Raw genomic sequence first — 21200 nt, 5'->3', positions numbered from 1 at the left:
AGCATGAGGATGCCAAGAAACACGTCTATTGCCCCCGTCGCTGTTATACACCCAATATAGAGCAGAATTGGGTGCAAGTTCTATAGTATTCGACAATAGGTTGAGCTTGCGCGATTCATTGTCAATGTTTGATTCTAATCAGCTCCGAACTCTTGCAACTGCTTTGTTGCGATATTGATTCAATCTCAGGCTGTTTCCGGCCGCTGTGAATGGGGATTAAATGAAAAACTATTTCAACGATAGCCCAATCGAAAGCAGTGAAGATGACCGATATGGAATTGCTCCGTTCGCCGCTTCTTTGGCGAAAAGCATCTTGAAAATTGAAGAACCGATCGGCACCACAATTGCCTTAAATGGACCGTGGGGCTCTGGGAAAAGCAGCGCGGTTAATCTTATCCGATCAGCGCTGAATGAAGCCAATGATTCTCGACTTGTCATTACTGAATTCAAGTGTTGGTGGTACAGGGGCGAAGAGGCACTGGCCCTTGCGTTCCTTCAAAACCTTAACGCAGTGCTAGGCTCAACGCTCAAAGACAAGGTCAAAGATCTGGTTCCGAGGTTGGGGCGTGGGGTCTTGCAAGCAGGTCCTATAATAGGACCCGCAATTGCTCTCACTCCGGCAGGACCGTTTGCCGGGCTGATCGGTGGGGCGTTTGATTTCGCAAAGCGCTTCTTCCCTGAGGGAGACACCTTGGAAACGACTTTTCAAAAGCTGGCCGAAGTACTTGCTGAACAAGATCAAAGGTTTCTCGTCGTTATTGATGATTTAGATCGGTTGGCTCCAGACGAAGCTCTCGCCATTTTTCGACTGATCAAGTCAGTGGGGCGGTTGCCAAACGTGATGTACCTTGTAGTGTTTGATAGACAACTCGCTGAAAATGCGGTTAGCGAGAAGTACCCATCAGAAGGCCCTCACTTTCTTGAAAAGATCATACAAGCAGGGTTTGAGCTTCCGGCTCCGCTTCCTACGGACCTTAACAATGCAGTGTTAGCATCGATCTCCGAGATCTGTGGATCGCCCGACGAGGAGCAAATAGTCCGCTTCATGAATGTCTTTTACGACGTTGTTGCGCCGTACATAACTTCTCCTCGTCACGTCAGCCGCTTCCAAAATGCTATTAGCGTGACGTGGCCTGCGATTGCGGGCGATATAAATTCGGCCGATTTTGTGGCTCTAGAAGCTCTCAGGCTTTATGAACCAGTTCTTTTTTCAGCTATCAAATCAAACAAACAGTTGGTATGCGGTACGCAAGGCCAGCACGGCGCAAACGGAAACGACGAAAGCCGATTTGATGTATTTCTTCGGGACATGCCCGAAGATAGGCATGAGCGTGCCAAGTCGGCTCTTCAGCGGATATTCCCTCGGTTAGAAAACATGGGCTATACCGGAGAATGGACTCGCGAGTGGAGTGCTGAACGCCGAATCTGCATCGAAACGCATTTCGACACTTACTTTCGTCTTTCCCTTAGTGATGAGGTTTTGTCGGCCGCACTAATCGATGAACTCATTGATAAGGCTGAAGATCGGGATTTCATACAGTCAGCATTTCGTAAGGCATCTCAGGTCGAACGCCGGACAGGTCAGTCAATGGTTCCAGTGTATCTCGACGAACTCACGACGAATGGAGCACGTGTCGAAAAGGCAAAGGTTCAACCACTAATATGTGCCCTGTTTGAAATCCACGACGAAATCGATCAAATAGGGGATGCTGAAAGGGGCTTTATGGCGATGGCGAACACAAGCCTTCGCTATCACTGGCTCATAAGGCGTCTTACGCGCGATCGTTTTACGATCCAAGAGCGATCGGATCTATATTTGGTTGCCACCCGAAACGCGGCGTTAGGGTGGCTCGTGGATTTTGTGTCATCAGCCAAAGGCGATTACCAGGTCCGTGAAGGTCGGCAGCCAACACGAGAGGAAGATTGCCTCACTACAGAAGCTGTCTTGCCAGAGCTTACTGGTCGAGCGCTAGACGCAATTCGTTCTGCTGCCACAAACGGAACGCTCTTAGGCCATCCAGATTTGCTCCACATTCTTTATCGGTGGATGGATTTTATGGACAATGACCCATCTGAGGTCCGAAATTGGACAGATGCATTGCTCACCGACCCAAAGGGCTTGGTCATCCTTGCGCAAGCGATGACGGGAGAATCATGGTCCATGGGCATGGGGGGCTTTGGTTGGTTGGGAGATCGTGTATCTAGGCGTACTGTTACGGCACAAATCAATGATGACACGGATATCATTGACGTCACGGCCTTTCGAGAGGCGCTCAAAGCCGTCCAAGACAGTGGGGCTATCACTGCTGAAGAGAAAGAAACTGTGCGTGTCTTTCTCGAAGCATGGGATCGTCAAAGGCGTGGAGATGACGATTAGCCTTCACAACAAGCAACTTGCTGCGGCTTGATCGAATGTCCGGAACGTGGAGCCAGCATTATGGAGTATGCTGACTGAGGAACGGCAGCAATGGGCTGCTCATTCGAATATAATTCGACGAGCAGAGAGAGCATGCTTTCTCTTCTCATTGATCAAGCTGAAAGCAGTAAATCGAATAAACTCAATTTCGACGGAAGTTTTGAATATTGCAAAATACTGGAAAACATAATGGATGTTAAATCTTCACAAGCGACAGGCAACGCTGCAATGCACTATGTGGGGTGGCAATTGTCTCGCCGTGGTTGGAATGTGATGCCGACTGCACGAAACGCAAAAGGAAGCGATCTATTTTGCTCGAATGACGATGAGTCAATTATATTTGGTGTTCAAAGCAAGGGGCTATCGAAGCGCGCTCCTGTAGGCCTAGGTAGCAATCTGGACAATCTCCGTTCCGAGTGGTGGATCCTCACGATTAACGCCAAGCAAAACCAGCCTGTCTGCTATATTCTTCGACTCGACGAGGTCAAGGAGCTATGTCACATAAGCGATCCAGCAAAAAGTAAGTCAGGGGTAATATCGCACTGGCTCCAGCCAACGGCTTATGACAAGCCTGAGTTTCGAGAAGCATGGCATCGACTTGAAAAGTCGTGAGCAATTTTTTCTTCTTTAGCTAGCAGTGTGTCGAGGCATAGCTTAACAGAAAACACTGAACGTTTGCCTGAATTGGCGCGAACATCGTAGACCCTTGTCCAATGGGAATGCTGTGCTTCAATCGAAAGTCAGCAATGGGGAAGTTGCTTTGGAACATTTGTCGACTGGCGAGTGACCGCAATGGGTCGCAGTTTTCGCCCCCCTTTCGCGCATGCGAAAGGTCTCACCATGTCCAACGTTGAGTTTGGGCTCATAACAGTCTGATGCAGCGCATAGCCTAGTAACAACGGTCACTGAGTCTCGTAAATAGCAGTCGCTGCCCTTTGCCGACCCTTGTGAGCCAACAGATGTGGAATAGCGACACCCCATTACCTGACGTTCATAGAGGCGCGCCATACAGCAGTTCCACTTCGCCCAAAAAACGGTCGTTTAAATAGGACTTGAAAAACGACCTAGTTGCCCCCATATAAATTTGGAGGGTTTTTTCGGCGGGAACGCCGTATGGAAAACGTCATACAACGAAGTCGATAATTGCTGTTTTGCTTCTGGCGACCGGCATCCTCTACGCATTTGGAAATTTCGGCATTGGGCCGATGTCAATAATAGGGGGAATTGCCATGGGAAAAGAACTTAACTCGATCATTGGAAACTTTAGTCTCGGCTACAGCGCTAGCTACATATGCAACTTGACGTTTTCGCCGAAAGAACCCAGCAGATAGAATCCTGCTTAAACAGAGGCACTGCCCAAGCCTGCCATTGACAGTGGTCCCAATAAATGGCGCCTTCGCGTCTTCATTGCGGTCATTACCCCCTTAGCTCCAATGCACTGAAAGCGAACACTATTCATGACTAGAGCCGTTCGCGGTTGGTGCCTTTTGAATAGAGATGGCTCAGGAAACAAGTTTCGGCGATTTCTCTACTCGAAAACCGTAAATCCTGGAACAACCTCTCCATCGGCGGGATTGTAGACCACTGCCACCGTATATCTAGCGCGGGTGAGGCCAACATAGAGTTTTGCACGGGTCTCGGCCTTCAACGGGGATTGGGCGTTTTTCAGCCACTTTATCATTTCCTTGGTGGGATAAATATTAACTCGATCAAAACTGAGGCCCTTTGACCGTCCAAACGTAAGTGCTGGCAGATCGGCGGATGCGACTTTGACGCTTGAGCTCCATCGAATCTGCACCGGTTGTCTCGTTTCGAGATAGCGTGGCAGATCCTTTCGCCGGACGATGAATAGTCCGGAATCATCAGGGACCAGTTGCCTGCAGTCTGGACATTTGCAAGCCTTCACATCAGACAATTTTGGGTAAAGCATTGACGAGAGTTCGCAGATATCGGCGCTATTGCGATGCGAGGCAACCAAGCTTGTCTCATCAATATCACAGGCTACTTTTCGGGGAATCTCGGTCCGAATGAAGTCAACAATTCCTCCGTCTCTATACTTTCTGAAACGCTCCTCCAGATGGGTTAAATAGGTGACCTGTCGGGGATCGCCCACCATGACGATGTTGGAAGGACTCTTGAAAAGCGTCATCAGAATGTCGAGGTCATGGCCTGCCAGATCCTGCACCTCATCCACGAAAATAAAGGGATAGATACGAGATAGTCGGTCGATGACAGCGCCATCCGATGCTTCGTTGCACCGCGTCACCAGCTTCGACAATTTGTCTGAATAAACGCGATTTCGATCGTCGAAGTAGTAGGGCCTGAAATCATTCTCACCCCAGTAGATTGGACGATCCTGCCGGTTGAGATAGCGAAAGCCCGATTTCTTCGAGGCCAGATTCATGCCCGCGACATCCCAATCAAACAGCCTGCCTTGAAAGGGCTTGACGCCGTGCTCAATCAGCAGACTGAACCAAGTCTGGATATGCACGTTACCCGGAACTGAACCATTGATTTCAAAAAATTTGCGCCGGATCTCTTCTTCGTTCGATTCCGTGTAGGTAGTGATGAGGACGCGACGGTTCTCGACGGCAAGAGCCTGCCTTACGAGGTAGGTAGTCTTGCCGGAACCTGCCGCAGCTATATAAAGCTTGTTCGGCCCCATCATTTGGCTATCGCGTCCAGAATATATTTGGGGTATTCGATTTTTGCCTCGGACGAAAAGATGGCCAGCGCACACTCTGTCTTATTGTTCTTCATGTAGCGATGGAGGTCATCGAGCTCATATTTTTTGCCGAACAGCTTATTAAAAAGCTCGACGCTATTCGCTTTGACCAGTTTCGGCTCGAGGGTGTTGTAGTTGAAGGGTTTGTCACCAAAGACCAGATTGCCCTTATCCACCACTGGGTCATAGCAGATCTTGATATGACGGACGTTCTCGTATTTGTCATATTTCTTTTTGAGTGCAGCAATATCGCCATCATTGTCGGTCGCGACCACGACGGGAATCTTCAAATTCATCGCCAGTTCGAGAAAACGCAGGAATGAAAGCCCGACTGAGATGACGTCAATTTCATCGTCGATCGGCAATTTTCCATCGTTAGCATCCATGTAGGCCCGCTGAACAACCAACTCGTCCGCATCACCCTCGACAAGAATCGACTTTTTTGACAACACCAGACGCAGAGTGTCGTAACCGGGGAGTTTATGAAAGAAGTCGCTCGCGTCCAGATCCTTGATCCGTGTAACCTTCGCGTCTCGCAACAATATCAGATGGTCTAATCCGAGTTTGTTGGCAACGAAGCTGCTATGCGTGGAGATGATGGCCTGCTTCCCACTATTATCGGTACTGATATCGCTGATGAGCTGGTTGAGCTTCGAATGCGACAAGTGGTTCTCAGGTTCCTCGATCAGCAATACGGTCGCTTCTTTATTCTTTTTGCTACTCAGTGCGAGGCGCGTTTTGACAATGCACTGCTCGCCTTTGCCGATATAGTGAAAGGGCACGTCCTCAATATATGTCATGAGGCTTTTTTCCCAGGCATTATGAGACGACATATCGACCGAGATGCTAACCTTTTTTCGGCTGATTTTCGCCGCTTCTGCCAGTCTATCATTAATAGCGCCGACATTGCGGTCCGCCTTGAAGGCGTCTTTTAGCTTACGGTGGGCTTGGGATATGGCAACACGTTCGCTGTCGTCCAAAAACTCTCGGACGATGCGAGCGATGTACATATCCGAACCGCTCTGCACTCGTGTGCTAGTGGAATCTATGAGGGCCGACTTGATTGGAATGGTGCGGGCCGTTGCTGGTTGGCGGGAGAATTCCGACCATTGTACATGATAGAATTCCAAGGGTATCGAGTTGAGCTCTTTGCCCTTCACTAACTTGGTATAGGCGCCATCGTATTTCTTGTCATACTTGATTGAAAAGTGGAGGCCCCGCGCCTTATCATTCGTCTCGGAGTTGTCGTTTCCGCGAAGGTTTTCCAGCTCATCTTCATCGCCGTCAAAATATAGTTCGATCTGGATTTCCGGTGGTTCTTGTGGATTTTCCGTGGCTATGCTCTCCAAATACGCTTGTTCGGTATTCCTGTTAAAGAGATAGGGAGACAATTCGTTGCGAAGATATTTTCCATTCAACATGCCTGTTAGGCATAGATGAATCGCTTCGAGCAGCGTGGATTTTCCTGCCTCATTGTTGCCAACGATGATATTGACACCCTGATCGAAATCAATCTCGAACCAACCTTCAAAGCACTTGAAATTCTTGATTTTGACTTTCTCGATATGCATCGCTCACCCACCTCCCGCGACACAACCATAACTTGTTCCGGAAAAATCGTCGAGCCAAAATGAGCGATTTTTGTGCATTGATGGCGACCGGTCCAATGCTAAAACCAGTAGATATTCTTATATTCCATACGACCAGCATCGCCGACTTTGAGCCAAAATTCGATCGTGATACAAGAATCTACGCCATCTGTTTTACCTATAGATACCCGGACATCTGATTGTCTGCCTGAGGCCCCAGTCTTGTCGTTTCTTCTAAACGCAGCAAACGACCACTTCACTCCCCTTGCACGTCACCTGTCAGATGGTGCTCATTGAATTGATGAGCGACTTCTCCCTAGCGATACCTAGAAGCCACGTATTTCACTCGCAACTCATTGCGGACGGAGTAAATTTGTCTCCAACACTGCCTTCATATGCGAATATCGTGTGCGAAACGGGGGAAGTTGCTTTTTCTCTTGGAAAGGCTGTTCGACACAAAAGCCCAGAGAGTCAACTAATTTGTAGGGGGACAAAAAGGGGGAAAGAAATTAAACAATTCCAGAAAATATAATATTTTCAATAACTTAAAATGGAAAATGGCGGAGAGGAAATCCGATGCCGTACTTCCCATCAAAACAAATAAACCGTGATTCAGGTCGAAGCGGCAGGTAAGCGTTAGGCTCTATGAGCTTAGTCCCAAAACTGAATTGGTCAGCGGAGCAAGCGTAAAACAAAATCAGCTCTGCTCTGCACATCTGTTTTAGGTAAGTGAATAACCTTATAGCTTAATCTATTATAAGCGGCTACCAAGCGATCAAATTCACCTAAAGCTTCTTCAAAGCCATGGACACGGTCTATATCCATCGAATAGATCTCGAACCATGGCGGTGTCATGAAGACCTTCGCATAATAGCGAGGAAAAGGCGCTAGTGTGTTCTCGACCGCTTCACCGGTTGCGCTCTCTAGAGCCACGGCAGCGTCGATGAGACTACGGTCAAAGAATTGCCACTCAGATTCATGCTTGACCTGAAGCTTGTCTCGCGCTGCCATTTCAAGCGCCCGCCTAGCGAATGCTTCCATATTCACCCAAGGGAGCGCAGATCCATCTCCTTCTCGTTCAAGGTCGATAATTCTTCTTCCCGGTTCAGGCACTGTTTCAAAACCCCTGCAAGCGAGCTCATTGAGCAGTGTGGATTTCCCACCTCCCGAGCAGCCTGACAAGATCACATGTTGCATCATGCTAATTCTTTTCCTTTCCTGCTGAGTGTACTGCCGATCCGATTTGCCGCCTTCCTTACGCAACAATGCACCCCCCTATCGGAATACTCTTGTCCAATAGCCCGTACAGGTTCTTTCTGGCTCAGAAGCCGTCAGAGACAACCAACCGGAGTCCAGTTAGATATGAGCCAACCAGATCGCATTATTCGCCTTAAGACCGTTCTCGATAGAACGGGCCTGTCCCGATCGACCATCTACCGGAAGATGGCCGAAGGGACCTTTCCCTCACAGATCAAGATCAGCATCCATGGCGCAGGATGGCGAGAGTCAGAGGTCAATCATTGGATTGCCAATCCTGCAAGATGGCGTGCTGGTACCGAGCCTAAAGCAGCTGACCACGAGCTCGATCAATAGCTACCAATCAGCGGCGGCGGGTTAACAACCTATTTGCTGCTTTCTCACGCAGTTCATCCAGATAGTCACTCCACCACTGATGCATTCGGACGCGCTCTTCCCAGTAGCGTCCACGATTGTAGATACCGCGAATGCTGTTTGCATCTTCATGAGCGAGAGAACGTTCTATAGCATCAGGGCTCCAAAGCCCGCTCTCGTTAAGAAGAGTTGAAGCCGTCGTCCTAAATCCGTGCGCAGTCACCTCACCCCGTGCATAGCCAATACGTCGAAGTGCCTGATTGACCGTATTCTCGCTCATTGGACGCTTAGTCGTATGGTAGGCGGGAAAGACAAAGCCCTTGGGGCCTGTCATCGGCATAAGTTGTTTGAGATATGCGATGACCTGTTTTGACAAAGGCGTCTGGTGAGGACGCCGCATTTTCATGCGCTCCGCAGGGATTTTCCAGATAGCCGCATCAAGATCGAATTCAGACCAATGCGCCTTTCTGAATTCTCCCGGACGCGCCATAATGTGCGGGACTATCTGCAAGGCAATGCGCGAGATGGGGTTGCCGAGATAATTATCGATTGCCAGAAGCAGATCGCCAACGCCGTCTGGCTCTATGATAGCCGCATAGTGCGTCACCTTTGGCCTAATCAAAGCGCCTCGAAGAACGACTGTAGGATCTTCCTCTGCCCTCCCCGTCGCCACGGCGTAGCGAAAAACACAACTGGCGAAGGAACGGCAGCGCATAACCGTTTCATACTTTCCGTGCGCCTCGAGCCGCTTCAGAACAGCGAGAATATCAAGAGGCTTTAGCTCAGTTACAGGTCGTTCATCGATCAGTGCGAACTGCCGAATAAGCCAATTGGATTTCTCAATCGTTTTGGGGGACCTTCCTTCAGCAATCTGCTTTTCAATATATTCTCGACCGATATCGCCGAAAGTGTTTGAGGCTGCGAACGCTGCAACGAGCTTTTCGCGCTTGCGCTCAGCAAGCGGATCCTCGCCGGCATCAAGCCTTTTTCGTGCTTCATTTCTTTTGTCACGCGCCTCAGCAAGGCTCACATCGGGATAGCTTCCAAGGGAAAGGCGTTTTTGCTTCTTCATGAAGCGATATTTATATCGCCAAAGCCTCGCCCCACTCGGGGAGACTTCAAGATAGAGCCCGAGACCATCGGTACATTGATAAGCCTTGTCTCTGGGGCGAAGTTGTCGAATTTGAAGATCTGTCAGTGCCACAGCAATTCTCCCTGGTTCAGGAGCGATCAGGTGGCATGAAACCCTAAAATTGGGGCCATCAATGAATTCATGAAAAATCTTGGCCCCAAATATGGCACCAAATATGGCCCCAGACGGGTCGGATCTGGTGAAATCGCCTGACACACTCCGAGAAATCTGAGACCTAAAAATCCCATAATTCCAAGGACTTGTCGATATGAGTGGGACGGGCTGGGAAAAAATGATGGTGCCCGGAGGCGGATTCGAACCACCGACACGCGGATTTTCAATCCGCTGCTCTACCAACTGAGCTATCCGGGCGCCTTGTCGGTTCAACTGTCAAATCCATGCTTGGCCGGCAGTTGCAACCAGAAAGACAAAGCTTTCTTGCGCGGGTCGCCGGGGCGACCCCCGTAATTTGTTTCGGCGTTATAGAAGGTTCATATTGACCTGTCCAGTGCGCATTTCATTTTTTCTACAGGGGCGTTCCTTTTTATCCCCCGAAGGGCTCGGCGGGGGGCCCTTCTTTTGCAGAAATTGCGCAAAAGAGCTTCCCTGAAGCAGTTCATCTGGGCCTATCTTGTTGTTTTGTCGTCTGAAAAGCCTCTCAATCGGACAATCTCAGTCTTTTTCCAGCAAATTCAGGTCGTCCTCGTCCGGATCATCTTCCTCAGAGGCCGGAATGGCATAAGAGCCTGAAAGCCATCGGCTCAGATCAACCTGTTTGCAGCGCTCGGAACAAAAGGGATAGCTTTCCTTGCTCGACGCTTTGCCACAAATCGGACAGGATCTGGAGCGTCGCAGTCCCTTTACGGTCGCGCCTTTGGGCTCATTGGACTCATTGGGCTCATCAAGCGCGTCTGGCTTGTTCTTGTCACTCACGGGAGCAGTTCCTTTGTGGAGCTTGTTTGCGGCTTTTGCCGGATCTTATTGTGCACCGCCGAGCCATTTCAGGCGCAAGGGATAGCCTTCCCCGATCAGAAGGTTAGCGGTTTCGTTGAGTGGCAGGCCAACAACAGATGTATAGGAGCCGACCAGATTGACAACGAAGGATCCGGCGATGCCCTGAATGGCATAGCCGCCGGCTTTGCCGCGCCACTCGCCCGATGCGATATAGGGATCCATTTCCTCGCTCAGACGCTTGAAGCGCACGCGCGTTTCCACCACCCGGTTGCGGGTTTTGCCTTTCGGAGTGATGAGACAGACGCCGGTATAGACCTTGTGCGTGCGCCCGGACAACAGCGCCAGACACTGGCTCGCTTCCTCGGCCAGCTCGGTTTTTGGCAGAATGCGTCGCCCAACGGCCACAACGGTGTCGGCAGCCAGAATATAGCAGCCGGACAGCGTTTCATCTTCCTTGTAGGCCTTGTAGATCGCCTGAGCCTTGGATTCGGACAATCGCCGCGCCAATTTTCTGGGAGACTCGTTTTTCAGAGGTGTTTCATCAAGGTCCGCCGGTTTGAGAGCATAGGGCTCGATGCCGATTTGCTGCAAAAGCTGCAAGCGTCTTGGCGAGGCGGACGCCAGAATGAGGCGGTAGGGATCTGTCATGACACAAACTCAAGTCATAAAGTGCGATTTTCTCGCGGTTCGGAAGGGTGGAAGGCAGCGAGCCCTCCCCCCCGCAAGATCCGAAACACACGGCCACAAATCATCTAGTCAAAATCAATCCCCGCCCAGCAACCCTGATTGGACGAGGATAGGCAGTCTTTTCGATCTATTGCGCTCTTGGGGCCTGCTTCGATCAGTTTGAGGACCCGCCCGCGCCAAAATGGACCAACAAGGCATGGCTATCCTCAAATCCTCTCAGACGGGACCAGCCACAAAAGCCACCAAGGCCGAAGCCACTTGCGCCCTATTTGAAGCGATAGGTGATGCGGCCTTTGGTCAGATCATAGGGGGTCATTTCTACCTGCACCTTGTCGCCCGCCAAAACGCGAATCCTGTTCTTGCGCATACGCCCTGCGGTGTGAGCGACAATCTCGTGATCATTTTCCAGCTTCACGCGGAATGTGGCATTTGGCAGCAGTTCGGTGACAACACCTGGAAATTCTAATACTTCTTCTTTCGCCATAAGCGTTCTTTCAGTCCCTTCAGGTTGATACTCATGTTGGGAGAGCCTGCGTCTAGCAGCGCGGCATGCCCACTGTCTTTTTGATGTCAGACGGGCACCCCAGACGGACAGGAGCCCGAAAGGTGTCGTCTGGCGCTGACTTCAAGGAAGGACAAGACATAGAGGAGGAGTTGAACAAATTCAACTCGACAATGCGGCTTCCCGTCCGACCGATAGAAATTCTGATATCTCAGTATAGCACGAAGTCCCTTGTCTGCATGAAGGATTTCAAGCCAATTTGCCCAATATTTATTGCTGAGATCGTGGGCAATCTAGTCTAAAGCGACCGACAGCGCAATCATTTCACGCAAATTTCATGCCCATGACGCATCGAGATCGGGATTTGACAGGGAAATGACATGCGAATGCTCGCAAAAAGCAGGGGCGTTATTGCTTCAGGTCCGCGATCCACTCGAAGCGATCCTTGAGCTTGACAATGAGTCCGTCACGAACCGCTCTGTAGGCATCCATGATCTGCTCGCGCGATCCGGTTGCAAGCGCCGGATCCATGGTCGGCCAATATTCGGTTTCCACTGCATGTCCCCTGCTCCATTCAAGAGATCTGTGGTGAGCCTCAGGGGCAAGCGAGACGATCAGGTCGAAATAGCTGTCTTCCAGATCGTCAAAACAGCTTGGTTCATGCTCGGAGATATCGAGCCCGATTTCCTCCATCACCGCAGCTGCAAAGGGGTCGGGCTTGCCACAGCGCACTCCTACCGATTGCACATAGAATGCACCGGGGAACAAATGATTGGCAAGCGCCGCTGCCATGGGCGAGCGGATCGAATTCATGCCGCAGGCGAACAGGATGGAATCGGGGCGAAGATCTGGCCCGATCAGACCGAGAACCATGCTACCCCCGCCAATGCAATGCGCAAATCAGCGTGAAGAGCCTGCGCGCGGTGGAGAAATCCGTGTCGATCTTGCCATCAAGGCGAGCTTGCAGAATTTGGGATCCTTCATTGTGTAACCCGCGCCGACCCATATCGATTGCTTCAATCTTGCTGGGCGTTGCGGTCTTGATGGCTTCGTAATAGCTGTCGCAGATCAGGAAATAATCCTTGATGATGCGACGAAAGGGTGTGAGCGAAAGGATATGGGTAGCGATCTGGTCACCATTTTCCAGCTTGATATCCATCACCAGCTTGCGCTCGACCATCGACAGATCGAGCCGATAGGGACCGCCATCCTCATGGCCGACCGGATGAAATCTGTTCTCTTCAACCAGATCGAAAATCGCAACCGAGCGCTCATGCTCAATATCGGGTGTCGCAGGCTGAATAGATGTCGGGTCAAGAATGATGGAGCTGAGCCGGAACGCATCGTCGTCCGCCTTGAGCGTCGTCACCGTGTCATCCTTTTCGCAATCCTGCCGGTCGGAGGCGGTATCCAATGCAACTCGTCCGTCCCTGTCAGCCATAAAACACCATATCAATTGTCATGGAATAGGGCTGATCTTTGCCCAATTCGACAGTCCGAGTCAAACTTTCAGCTTAGTCGATAGCACAATTACCCTAATTTCCCGCGAATTCAATCCATATTTAGCCGCTTGGCGACAGAACGGGCGTGGGCTTCGAGGCCTTCCTGCCGGGCCAGTGTCACGGCTGAAGGGCCGATTTCGCGCAAATTCATGGCGTTGCATTCCAGCACCGAGGTCCGCTTGACGAAATCAAGGGTCGAAAGGCCGGATGAAAAGCGAGCCGATCGGGCGGTCGGCAACACATGGTTGGAGCCGCCGACATAGTCGCCAACAGCTTCAGGGGTGAAATGGCCGACGAAAACGGCTCCGGCGTTGCGCACCTTTTCAACCATCTTGTCCGCATCATCCATGGCCAGTTCGAGATGTTCGGGCGCGATCCGGTTGGCAAGTGCCATGCCCGTTTCCCAGTCAGGCACGGTGATCACCGCGCCAAAGTCGCGCCAGCTTGCCCCGGCGATGTCGGCCTTGGGCAGAGTCGCAAGCAGGCGTTCGACGGCCTCTTCGGTTGCGCTGGCCAGCACCTTGTCGGTGGTAATGAGAAAAGACTGGGCCGATTTGTCATGCTCGGCCTGAGCCATCAGATCGACCGCCAGCCAATCGGGATCATTGTTGGCGTCGGCCATGATGAGCACTTCTGACGGCCCCGCGATCATGTCGATGCCAACCAGGCCGAAAACCCGCCGTTTGGCAGCGGCAACAAAAGCGTTGCCCGGCCCCACGATCTTGTAGACCGGTGCGATGGTATCTGTGCCATAGGCAAGAGCAGCGACGGCCTGAGCCCCGCCAATGCGATAGATTTCGTCAACGCCTGCCAGCTTTGCCGCCGCCAGAACCAGCGGATTGAGCGTATCGTCCGGGGTCGGGACGACCATCACGAGGCGCTCCACTCCGGCGACCTTGGCGGGCACGGCATTCATCAGCACGGAAGAGGGATAGGCCGCCAGACCTCCAGGCACATAAAGGCCAACCGCCTCGATGGCCGTCCAGCGCGAACCGAGCTTGACACCCAAAGCGTCCTCGTAAAAATCATCCTTGGGCATCTGGCGTGCATGGTGTGACCGGATGCGGTCAGCAGCAAGCTCAAGCGCGGCCATGACCTCTGGCTCGACCTTTGCAACAGCTTCATTGATTTCGGCCTCGGTGATGCGCAAGCCTTTGGGGCGTGCGTCGAACCGATCGAATTTGGCGGTATACTCATAGAGGGCTTCGTCCCCGCGTGCCCTGACATCCTCGATGATGTCGCGGACAATGGCGTCCACATCGTCGGACACTTCCCGTTTCATCGACAACAGATCCCTGAAAGCGGCTTCAAAGTTGCTATCCAGAGCGTCAAGACGTATGGCCATTTGGGACATCCTCTCCTATGGGTCAGCGATTCGCGGCCTGCCCTCTTAGCGTTGCGCTCAAGAGACCAAAGACCTGCCGATGTGCCCCCCGGCCGGGGGCCGGCGCATTTATGGGAGTTTCTTCCATCAGAGGCAAGCAAAAAAACAGGGCTGCAAAAACCCCGCGCAGCACCAGATGCGCATTCCGGCACCCAATGGCTGAACGCAGGGGCGTTCCGATCTGCTTTAGGACATGATGGGACAGCAAGGCAGAGGACGGCTTGCCGGAGCAATGCCATCCTCACACAAAGATGCTTGAAGAAAGGGCGCGGGCGGCCCGATCAGGCTGCGGTTGCGCCAAGCTTCGTGAGCTTGTCCAACTGCTCGTTCACCTGATTTGAAGCATTGACCTGAGCTTCAACGATTTCATTCAGTTCGCCCAGCGTCTTGTCAATTCCGTCCGGCTCGGTGATCATCTGGTCGATTTGCTGAATTGTGCCCTTGTAGCGATCTTCTTCGGTTATGAATTTCTGGCGGGTGCGTTCGATCAGCTGACCCAGATTTTCCAGCGCCAGCTCCATATTGCCAATGGAAATCTCGGTGTTGGCAAGGGTCGACTTGGTATCGCCGGCCAATTGTTTGACCTCGGAAGCGACGACGGCAAAGCCTCGCCCGGCTTGACCGGCACGCGCAGCCTCGATTGTCGCATTGAGGGCCAGCAGGTTTGTCTGGCCGGCGATGGCATCGATAACCTTCAGAATTTCCCGCAAGCCCTGCATCGATTCCGACAAGTCCCCGAATTGCGCGGCCAGATCGGCCGCATTGTCTCTCTGGGCATCATCACGTTTCTCTCCCACACCATCAATCGACCCACGGATGGAATAAAGAGCGTTGCGCATATGTTGCGTATTCTGCAAGACGCCCTGAAGCTCACTGATATTGGAAAGCTGCCCGGCCATGCTCTCGATGATGTTCGAGCGAACCAGATTGATCATGTTGGCGCTGGAAAGGCGGCATTGCGTGAAATAGTTGGCAAAGCGCGCATAATGGACTGTGAAATTCTCGAGATAGGCATCCTTGTAGCTGCCGGTTTCATCCTCGAAGAACACGATCGCGCTCAGCGTTTCATTGACATTGATGCCAAACAGCTCTCCGAATGTCGAGAATCCGGCAACGGGCATGGACCACAGAGTGTCGAGAGCTCCCGTTTTGCCCTGATTGTTGAGCCGCCTCAGGATGCAGTCATTGAGAATTGCTCCCAACGCCTTGGGCTTGCCTCGCATGAAGGCGTCAAAATCCTGCCGGGTCTGTTGGGCGAAGTCGGTTGTTTCCAAAAGGAACAGCCGGTCTCCGGGGTTGATGTCGCAGTAGAAGGCAACCTCCCTGCCTTCGGTATCGATTGCCGCCACAGACCGGACGAAAACCTCGCCCTCGATCTCGATGCCGAAGCTCTTGCCTGCCAGCGAGGAGACCAGACGATCACAGGACACACCGAAATGGCGGCAAAGCTGCTCTGTGAAGGGTTCGATATTGCCGCTGTCGGGATCAACCACCGTGCGCACGACCCGCAAGTCCGGATTGGCGTCGGCAACCAGAAAACTGCGGGATGTCTTCTTGAAATTCTGGCTTTTGAAAACGCCATATTTGCGCCCTCTGGCCATCTTCACAAATGCGATGAGCGCCTGATTACTCAGAATCTGGTTGCCATCGGCGATTTTCGTTTCCTGAAAATCGAGTTTGCCGCCCGACGAGCCGCCAATGAAGAGACAGGGAAATTGGCCCGTCTTGTAAAGGGCTTCCATCAAATAGTTCTCAGAGGAGGACAGACCGTCGATCAGCGTCAGCGCAAACACCTCTTCGGGACGCAAGGCAAAGGGAACATTGATGCGCGAGGCATCCCTTGCGATGGCCTCAATCCGCGCTTCGCGACTTTTGGAGGGCGCACCGGACTTGATGTCCTCATTGTGGAGCGCAACCTTGTGAACGGAAACCTGATCAACCAGATCGGGAGGGAAAATCTGCAAAGTCAACGTTTTCCAGTCGCCGCTTGCCTTCCTGTACAGCTCACCGCCAGCAGCGTTGCACAATTCGCCTGCGGTCATGACGCTGATCACCCGGGTCTTGCCAGACATCGCCTCAAGCTTTCGGACCGTGGTATCAAAATCCAGATTGGGCGAGATATAGGCCACGGCCAGCGGAGCCTGTCCCGTTGCAAATTGGAAATCCGTCTCGGAGATCTCCTGTATTCCACTCAACTCTTTTACGCGGATTTGTTCAACGACGGTCTTTTCTTCAATTTTTGCTTCTGCGGTCATGATCAGCTCTCTCAAAGACTTGCTAAAGCCTATAATTTTTGGATTACTCCATACAAAAATCACATTTCGCAAAGAATAAATCCATATAATATTTCAGCTCTATTGAAACATCGCAAAAACTACCTAATCGAATGTAAATTAAATACTCATACCCAATTTGATTATTGCGAGTCACCGCTTGGCATTTCGTCGAACACGGCATTGGATCTGTTGCGAAACTTTCCAAGACTGACTTAAACTGGACATTCATGTTCGAAATTTCTCAATCTGTCAGGGCCCCTCATGAGCATCAACGATCTTCAGACACCCTATGCCGTCCCGCTGCCGCAAATTCCGACCATTCCGATTGCGGATTCGGATCAGCTTTTTCCAGTTCGCCGGATCTATTGTGTCGGGCGCAATTATTCGGCCCACGCTCTTGAGATGGGCCATGACCCGACCCGCGAAAAGCCCTTTTTCTTCCAGAAAAACCCCGACAATCTTGTGGTCGGCAAGGACTTTCCCTATCCGAGCCTGAGCGAGGATGTGCATTTCGAGGTGGAATTGGTGGTCGCACTCAAAGCCGGGGGACGCGACATTGCACTCAAGGACGCACCGGGCCTCATTTTCGGCTATGGCGTGGGGGTTGATTTCACGCGACGGGACCTTCAGGCAGAGGCAAAAAAGCAAGGGCGGCCATGGACGGCGGCCAAGGCCTTCGAGCATTCGGCTCCAGTTTCGGACATCGTGCCCGCAGAGCGTATTCCGAGCCTTGCGCAAAAGCGGATCTGGCTTGAGAAAAATGGCAAGATCGAACAGGACAGCGATCTTGATCACATGATCTGGAATGTCCCGGAAAGCATTTGCGAGCTGTCCAGACAGTTCGAGCTGAAGGCCGGGGACATCATTTTCACCGGCACGCCTGCCGGGGTGAATTCCGTTTCGGTCGGAGATCTCATTCGCTGTGGGGTGGAGGGAATCGCAAATCTGTCATTTGCTGTTGTGGAAGGAGTTGGCCTGGAAGGAACTGGCGCCTAGGCCTTTCAACATGATCTCTGATGGATATTTTTGTCTTCCCCGCTTTTTGCGCGGGGAAGACTTTTTTGTGTGGGCACCAGCCCGGTCCTGAGGTCAGGCCGAGACCGTCTTGTCTCCGGATATCTTGCGCCCCCAAATCAGCCCGCCCGCGACGACAGCGGCCACGCCGATGATCTTGACCAGAGCGAGCGGCCACAGACACAAGACCGCAAAGGCGGCAAAGATCACCCGTTGCCAGACCGGGATCGTCGTTCGGATAAAGCCCAGCATGGCAAAGGCCATGGCAAACAATGCTCCGATGCCACCGATCAGGGCAAAGCCGTTGCCGATCCAGTCAGCATTGGACAGGAGCCCCAGATCATAGCAGAAGGCGAAGGGCACCATGAAGGCAAGGATCCCGAGCTTGAGAGCCTGAACCGCCGTTTGCGTCGGATCCGATTGCGCCAGCGAACTTGCCGCATAGGCCGCCAGCGCGACCGGTGGCGTGATGTTGGAGACGATGGCGAAATAGAAGACGAACATATGGGCGGCCAGCGGATCAAAGCCGAGTTTGGCCAGGGCAGGAACCCCCAAGGCGGCCCCCAGGATATAGGCGCTGGTGGTGGGCAGGCCCATGCCGAGAATGAGCGAGACAAGGGCAATCAAAACAAGGGCTATGAAAGGGATGCCCTGCGCCAGCGAGAAGACCAGTCCGACAAATTTGAAGCCGAAGCCGGTAAGGGACACCGAGCCAACCACGATACCAGCCGCCGCGCAGGCGATGGCAACCACGGGCACATTCTTGGAGCCTGCCACAATGGCATCCAGAATGCGGATCGGCCCCATGCGGTGTTCAGGATCTGGCAGCGAGACGAGCCAGGCACCCAGAATGCCGATGGCGGCGGCCAGCATGGGCGAGAAGCCCGAAAGCAGCATATAGACCAGAGCAACGATGGGAAGCAGCTTGTAGGATTGCAACAAGACGCGTTTCTTGCTTGGCAGATCCTCTTCACTCAGGCCTCTGAGATTGTTCTTGAGCGCCCCCAGATGCACCATCAGCAGCACCGCGCCGTAATAGAGGATCGCGGGCACAATCGCAGCGATGATGATGTCGCTGAAAGGCACGCCAAGGAAAGACGCCATGATGAAAGCCCCTGCCCCCATGATCGGCGGCATGATCTGGCCACCGGTACTGGCAACCGATTCAACTGCGCCGGCAAAATAGGCCGGATAGCCGATGCGCTTCATCAGCGGAATGGTGAAGGTTCCCGTCCCATAGACGTTGGCAACGGCTGCGCCGGAAATGGAGCCGAACAGGGCGGAACTGACGACCGAAATCTTGGCCGGGCCACCTGGCGAGGTTCCGGTGAAGGCCTGGGCGAAGTCCATGAAATATTGACCGACGCCGCTCTTCTCGAGAAAGCCGCCAAAGATCAGGAAGACCATGACGAAGGTTGCCGAAACGCCAAGCGGGATCGAGAAGACCCCTTCATCAGTGAGGTAGATTTCCTCGATCACCTCGGCAAAAGTGAAGGGTAAGCCCTTCATGACGCCGGGCATGAAATTGCCGAACCACATATAGCCGGCAAAGAATCCAACGATGATGGCAAGGGGTAGGCCGACCACTCTGCGCGTCGCCTCCAGCAGGAAGAAAATCAGAGCAAGCCCAAGCACCTGCTGTGCAATCGTTACGTCATCCACCTGAACGATGCGGAAGGTGATGGCTTCGTAATTGAGCACGATATAGAGGCCCGGAGCCATCGAGGCGATGGCAAGCAGCCAGTCATACCATGGCACATTCGGGCTATCCTTTTCTGCGGCACGCATGGGAAAAAGGATGAAGGCCATGGGAAACACCATGCTCAGGTGCAAGCTGCGCTGCAAATAGGCCTCAAAGCTGCCGAAAACCGATGTATATAAGTGAAATAAACCGACCCCCAGGATGTAGATATAGATAATCTTCCGGACGATCGAACCTGTCGCGCGCATACCGCTGTCCTTTTGCCATGAGCGGGGAGAAAGAAGACCATCGTGGCCCCGGCCTCCTCGCCCGGAGTCACGATGGAACTGGAGCTGGTCCTACTGGACCGATTTCCAGAATTTGACAGCGCCCGGATGAGCCGGTGCAGAAGCGGGAATGGCTTCCTGAGGGTTCAATTCGGAAACAGCTTTCACGCCTTTTTGCAAGGTTTCCTTGTTCTCCCAAAGTGTCTTGGTCAGGTTGAAGACGGTATCTTCATCCAGATCCGAGCGCACGATGATGCTGGTATAGTCACCAATTGTGGGAACAGGTTCGGTCACAGACTTGTAGATTTCCGGATCGATCTCGAAGGAAACCGTGCCGAGCGCTTCGGTCATCGCGTCAAGAATCTTCTTGTCGACCGGCAGAATCACGACATCGAGCTGGCTTTCGATCTTCAGGACAACAGAAGCGGCCTTGCCAACCGAGAAGGCGAAGCAATCAAGATGATTGTCGGCTAGCTGGTTCGAACCGTCCGAATAGGATGCAAAGGAGACCGTGCCGCCCCAGTCCTTGATATCTTTCCAGCCAACACCGAGCCCCTTTTCGAAGGCAGCACGAATGACGAATTCGGACGAGGTGCCCGGTTTCAGGGTTGCCAGACGAATCGGCAGTTTTTTGTCAACGATGTCGGCAACGGATTTGACGCCATTCTTCTCGGCATAGTCCTTGCGCATTACAAAATAGGTATATTGGCGATAGACGTTGGCCAGAACGGATACGTTGCCAAGAGGTTTCTTGAATGGTTCCGCGCCCTTGGATGCTGCACCAACCAGAGCGGTGACAGAAAAGCCGAGATCCGTTTTACCACGGTCGGCATTGACAACGTTGGAAACCCCACCGCCGGTGCTGCTTGATGTTGCAATGCCAGCCTGTGACCAGGTTTCTGCCAATGCGCCGCCCAGGGCAAACCAGTTTCCGCCCGGAGGGCCTGCTGAAAACCGGAGTTGGTCCTGAGCGCTGGCCGGGACTGAAAGGATCGTTGCACAAACCAAAGTGGCTGCAATCGCTATCTTCTTGAACATTTACCATCCTCCACGTTCAAACTATGACGTATAAACACAAAAACCAGCAACCAAGACATCATGTTGATGGTCGATATATTAGAATTCGGAGTCTTTGACAGTTTCACACTAGCGTAACCAATACCGTCTAACCATCCACCCTTAAGAGCGAATACTATATACTTTTGTATGTATTCCAGAAAATCTCGCCAGAAATGCCTAATTTATTGGCATTTTTGTATTCTATTCTTTGACGTCATTGGCGATCTGCTTACCAACCCATTGAAATTTATACCTGAACAGATGCAAAGATTGCGCTGCGGGACTCTTTCAGCCCCCCCTCGCGTCTCCATCAGCCGACGCCCGATGCGAAGTGGCGGACTGGGCAAGCTCATTTCTGCCGACTGCACTAGCGGTGCCAGA

At 52.3% G+C, this 21200-nt stretch carries 17 protein-coding genes and 1 tRNA gene; 4 read left to right on the top strand and 14 right to left on the bottom strand.

Annotation, left to right across the window (positions count from 1 at the left end):
• The first annotated feature begins 220 nt into the window (after window positions 1-220).
• Window positions 221-2377 carry a P-loop NTPase fold protein gene (locus ACHZB8_RS05175; RefSeq protein WP_316859103.1) on the top strand — a complete coding sequence of 719 codons (2157 nt, stop codon included), beginning with the start codon at window positions 221-223 and terminating at the stop codon, window positions 2375-2377.
• 132 nt (window positions 2378-2509) lie between these two features.
• The gene (locus tag ACHZB8_RS05170) at window positions 2510-3028 is read left to right on the top strand and encodes a hypothetical protein (protein WP_316859102.1); all 519 of its coding nucleotides are present in this window, start codon (window positions 2510-2512) and stop codon (window positions 3026-3028) included.
• Window positions 3029-3944: 916 nt separating this feature from the next.
• Here ACHZB8_RS05170 and ACHZB8_RS05165 read toward each other — a convergent pair.
• The 3 genes from ACHZB8_RS05165 to ACHZB8_RS05155 all read right to left on the bottom strand — a co-directional run bounded on the left by ACHZB8_RS05165 (window position 3945) and on the right by ACHZB8_RS05155 (window position 7930).
• Window positions 3945-5084 carry a UvrD-helicase domain-containing protein gene (locus ACHZB8_RS05165; RefSeq protein WP_316859101.1) on the bottom strand — a complete coding sequence of 380 codons (1140 nt, stop codon included), beginning with the start codon at window positions 5082-5084 and terminating at the stop codon, window positions 3945-3947.
• Window positions 5081-6712 carry an AAA family ATPase gene (locus tag ACHZB8_RS05160; protein ID WP_316859099.1) on the bottom strand — a complete coding sequence of 544 codons (1632 nt, stop codon included), beginning with the start codon at window positions 6710-6712 and terminating at the stop codon, window positions 5081-5083. Before ACHZB8_RS05160 ends, ACHZB8_RS05165 begins: the two co-directional genes overlap by 4 nt.
• Before the next feature lie 690 nt (window positions 6713-7402).
• Window positions 7403-7930, bottom strand: coding sequence for an AAA family ATPase (locus tag ACHZB8_RS05155; protein ID WP_316859202.1), 528 nt, complete (start codon window positions 7928-7930; stop codon window positions 7403-7405).
• 162 nt (window positions 7931-8092) lie between these two features.
• Here ACHZB8_RS05155 and ACHZB8_RS05150 point away from each other — a divergent pair, with 162 nt between their 5' ends.
• A complete protein-coding gene (locus ACHZB8_RS05150) occupies window positions 8093-8323 on the top strand; it encodes an AlpA family transcriptional regulator (protein WP_316859097.1) in 231 nt (76 codons plus the stop codon).
• Window positions 8324-8330: 7 nt separating this feature from the next.
• Here ACHZB8_RS05150 and ACHZB8_RS05145 read toward each other — a convergent pair whose 3' ends face one another.
• The 9 genes from ACHZB8_RS05145 to ACHZB8_RS05105 all read right to left on the bottom strand — a co-directional run bounded on the left by ACHZB8_RS05145 (window position 8331) and on the right by ACHZB8_RS05105 (window position 16757).
• The gene (locus ACHZB8_RS05145) at window positions 8331-9545 is read right to left on the bottom strand and encodes an integrase arm-type DNA-binding domain-containing protein (RefSeq protein WP_316859096.1); all 1215 of its coding nucleotides are present in this window, start codon (window positions 9543-9545) and stop codon (window positions 8331-8333) included.
• A 224-nt stretch (window positions 9546-9769) separates the two neighbouring features.
• Window positions 9770-9845, bottom strand: a tRNA-Phe gene (locus tag ACHZB8_RS05140).
• A gap of 300 nt (window positions 9846-10145) precedes the next feature.
• Window positions 10146-10406, bottom strand: a complete 261-nt coding sequence (gene yacG / locus ACHZB8_RS05135; RefSeq protein WP_316859094.1) for a DNA gyrase inhibitor YacG — start codon at window positions 10404-10406, stop codon at window positions 10146-10148.
• 45 nt (window positions 10407-10451) lie between these two features.
• Window positions 10452-11075 carry a Maf-like protein gene (locus tag ACHZB8_RS05130; RefSeq protein ID WP_316859093.1) on the bottom strand — a complete coding sequence of 208 codons (624 nt, stop codon included), beginning with the start codon at window positions 11073-11075 and terminating at the stop codon, window positions 10452-10454.
• Window positions 11076-11379: 304 nt separating this feature from the next.
• On the bottom strand, window positions 11380-11598 hold the full coding sequence (gene infA / locus ACHZB8_RS05125) for a translation initiation factor IF-1 (RefSeq protein WP_090070279.1): 219 nt from the start codon (window positions 11596-11598) through the stop codon (window positions 11380-11382).
• 426 nt (window positions 11599-12024) lie between these two features.
• Window positions 12025-12489, bottom strand: coding sequence for a protein-tyrosine-phosphatase (locus ACHZB8_RS05120; RefSeq protein ID WP_316859091.1), 465 nt, complete (start codon window positions 12487-12489; stop codon window positions 12025-12027).
• A 1-nt stretch (window position 12490) separates the two neighbouring features.
• Entirely contained in the window at window positions 12491-13057 is a 567-nt protein-coding gene (locus ACHZB8_RS05115; RefSeq protein WP_316859089.1) for a UPF0262 family protein, read from the bottom strand.
• Between the two features lie 110 nt (window positions 13058-13167).
• Complete coding sequence (gene hisD, locus ACHZB8_RS05110) at window positions 13168-14463, bottom strand: histidinol dehydrogenase (protein WP_316859087.1); 1296 nt, start codon at window positions 14461-14463, stop codon at window positions 13168-13170.
• 320 nt (window positions 14464-14783) lie between these two features.
• Complete coding sequence (locus ACHZB8_RS05105; protein ID WP_316859086.1) at window positions 14784-16757, bottom strand: methyl-accepting chemotaxis protein; 1974 nt, start codon at window positions 16755-16757, stop codon at window positions 14784-14786.
• Window positions 16758-17039: 282 nt separating this feature from the next.
• Between ACHZB8_RS05105 and ACHZB8_RS05100 the strand changes: the two genes are divergently transcribed.
• Window positions 17040-17774 (top strand): fumarylacetoacetate hydrolase family protein, encoded by a 735-nt coding sequence (locus ACHZB8_RS05100; RefSeq protein WP_316859085.1) that lies wholly within the window; start codon window positions 17040-17042, stop codon window positions 17772-17774.
• A gap of 93 nt (window positions 17775-17867) precedes the next feature.
• Here the strand turns inward: ACHZB8_RS05100 and ACHZB8_RS05095 are convergent, their stop codons facing one another.
• A complete protein-coding gene (locus tag ACHZB8_RS05095) occupies window positions 17868-19742 on the bottom strand; it encodes a TRAP transporter permease (protein WP_316859084.1) in 1875 nt (624 codons plus the stop codon).
• Between the two features lie 90 nt (window positions 19743-19832).
• Window positions 19833-20798, bottom strand: a complete 966-nt coding sequence (locus tag ACHZB8_RS05090; RefSeq protein WP_316859083.1) for a TAXI family TRAP transporter solute-binding subunit — start codon at window positions 20796-20798, stop codon at window positions 19833-19835.
• Window positions 20799-21200: the final 402 nt, after the last annotated feature.

It is taken from the genome of uncultured Cohaesibacter sp. (genome assembly GCF_963556055.3).
Lineage (GTDB): Bacteria > Pseudomonadota > Alphaproteobacteria > Rhizobiales > Cohaesibacteraceae > Cohaesibacter.
Note: the sequence above shows the minus strand (reverse complement) of the source record. Positions and strands in the feature narration are given on the sequence as shown.

Coding starts and splice junctions, on each gene's coding strand:
- ACHZB8_RS05175 (WP_316859103.1), top strand. CDS start 221: ATGAAAAACTATTTCAACGATAGCCCAATCGAAAGCAGTGAAGATGAC.
- ACHZB8_RS05170 (WP_316859102.1), top strand. CDS start 2,510: ATGCTTTCTCTTCTCATTGATCAAGCTGAAAGCAGTAAATCGAATAAA.
- ACHZB8_RS05165 (WP_316859101.1), bottom strand. CDS start 5,084: ATGATGGGGCCGAACAAGCTTTATATAGCTGCGGCAGGTTCCGGCAAG.
- ACHZB8_RS05160 (WP_316859099.1), bottom strand. CDS start 6,712: ATGCATATCGAGAAAGTCAAAATCAAGAATTTCAAGTGCTTTGAAGGT.
- ACHZB8_RS05155 (WP_316859202.1), bottom strand. CDS start 7,930: ATGATGCAACATGTGATCTTGTCAGGCTGCTCGGGAGGTGGGAAATCC.
- ACHZB8_RS05150 (WP_316859097.1), top strand. CDS start 8,093: ATGAGCCAACCAGATCGCATTATTCGCCTTAAGACCGTTCTCGATAGA.
- ACHZB8_RS05130 (WP_316859093.1), bottom strand. CDS start 11,075: ATGACAGATCCCTACCGCCTCATTCTGGCGTCCGCCTCGCCAAGACGC.
- infA (WP_090070279.1), bottom strand. CDS start 11,598: ATGGCGAAAGAAGAAGTATTAGAATTTCCAGGTGTTGTCACCGAACTG.
- ACHZB8_RS05120 (WP_316859091.1), bottom strand. CDS start 12,489: ATGGTTCTCGGTCTGATCGGGCCAGATCTTCGCCCCGATTCCATCCTG.
- ACHZB8_RS05115 (WP_316859089.1), bottom strand. CDS start 13,057: ATGGCTGACAGGGACGGACGAGTTGCATTGGATACCGCCTCCGACCGG.
- hisD (WP_316859087.1), bottom strand. CDS start 14,463: ATGGCCATACGTCTTGACGCTCTGGATAGCAACTTTGAAGCCGCTTTC.
- ACHZB8_RS05105 (WP_316859086.1), bottom strand. CDS start 16,757: ATGACCGCAGAAGCAAAAATTGAAGAAAAGACCGTCGTTGAACAAATC.
- ACHZB8_RS05100 (WP_316859085.1), top strand. CDS start 17,040: ATGAGCATCAACGATCTTCAGACACCCTATGCCGTCCCGCTGCCGCAA.
- ACHZB8_RS05095 (WP_316859084.1), bottom strand. CDS start 19,742: ATGCGCGCGACAGGTTCGATCGTCCGGAAGATTATCTATATCTACATC.
- ACHZB8_RS05090 (WP_316859083.1), bottom strand. CDS start 20,798: ATGTTCAAGAAGATAGCGATTGCAGCCACTTTGGTTTGTGCAACGATC.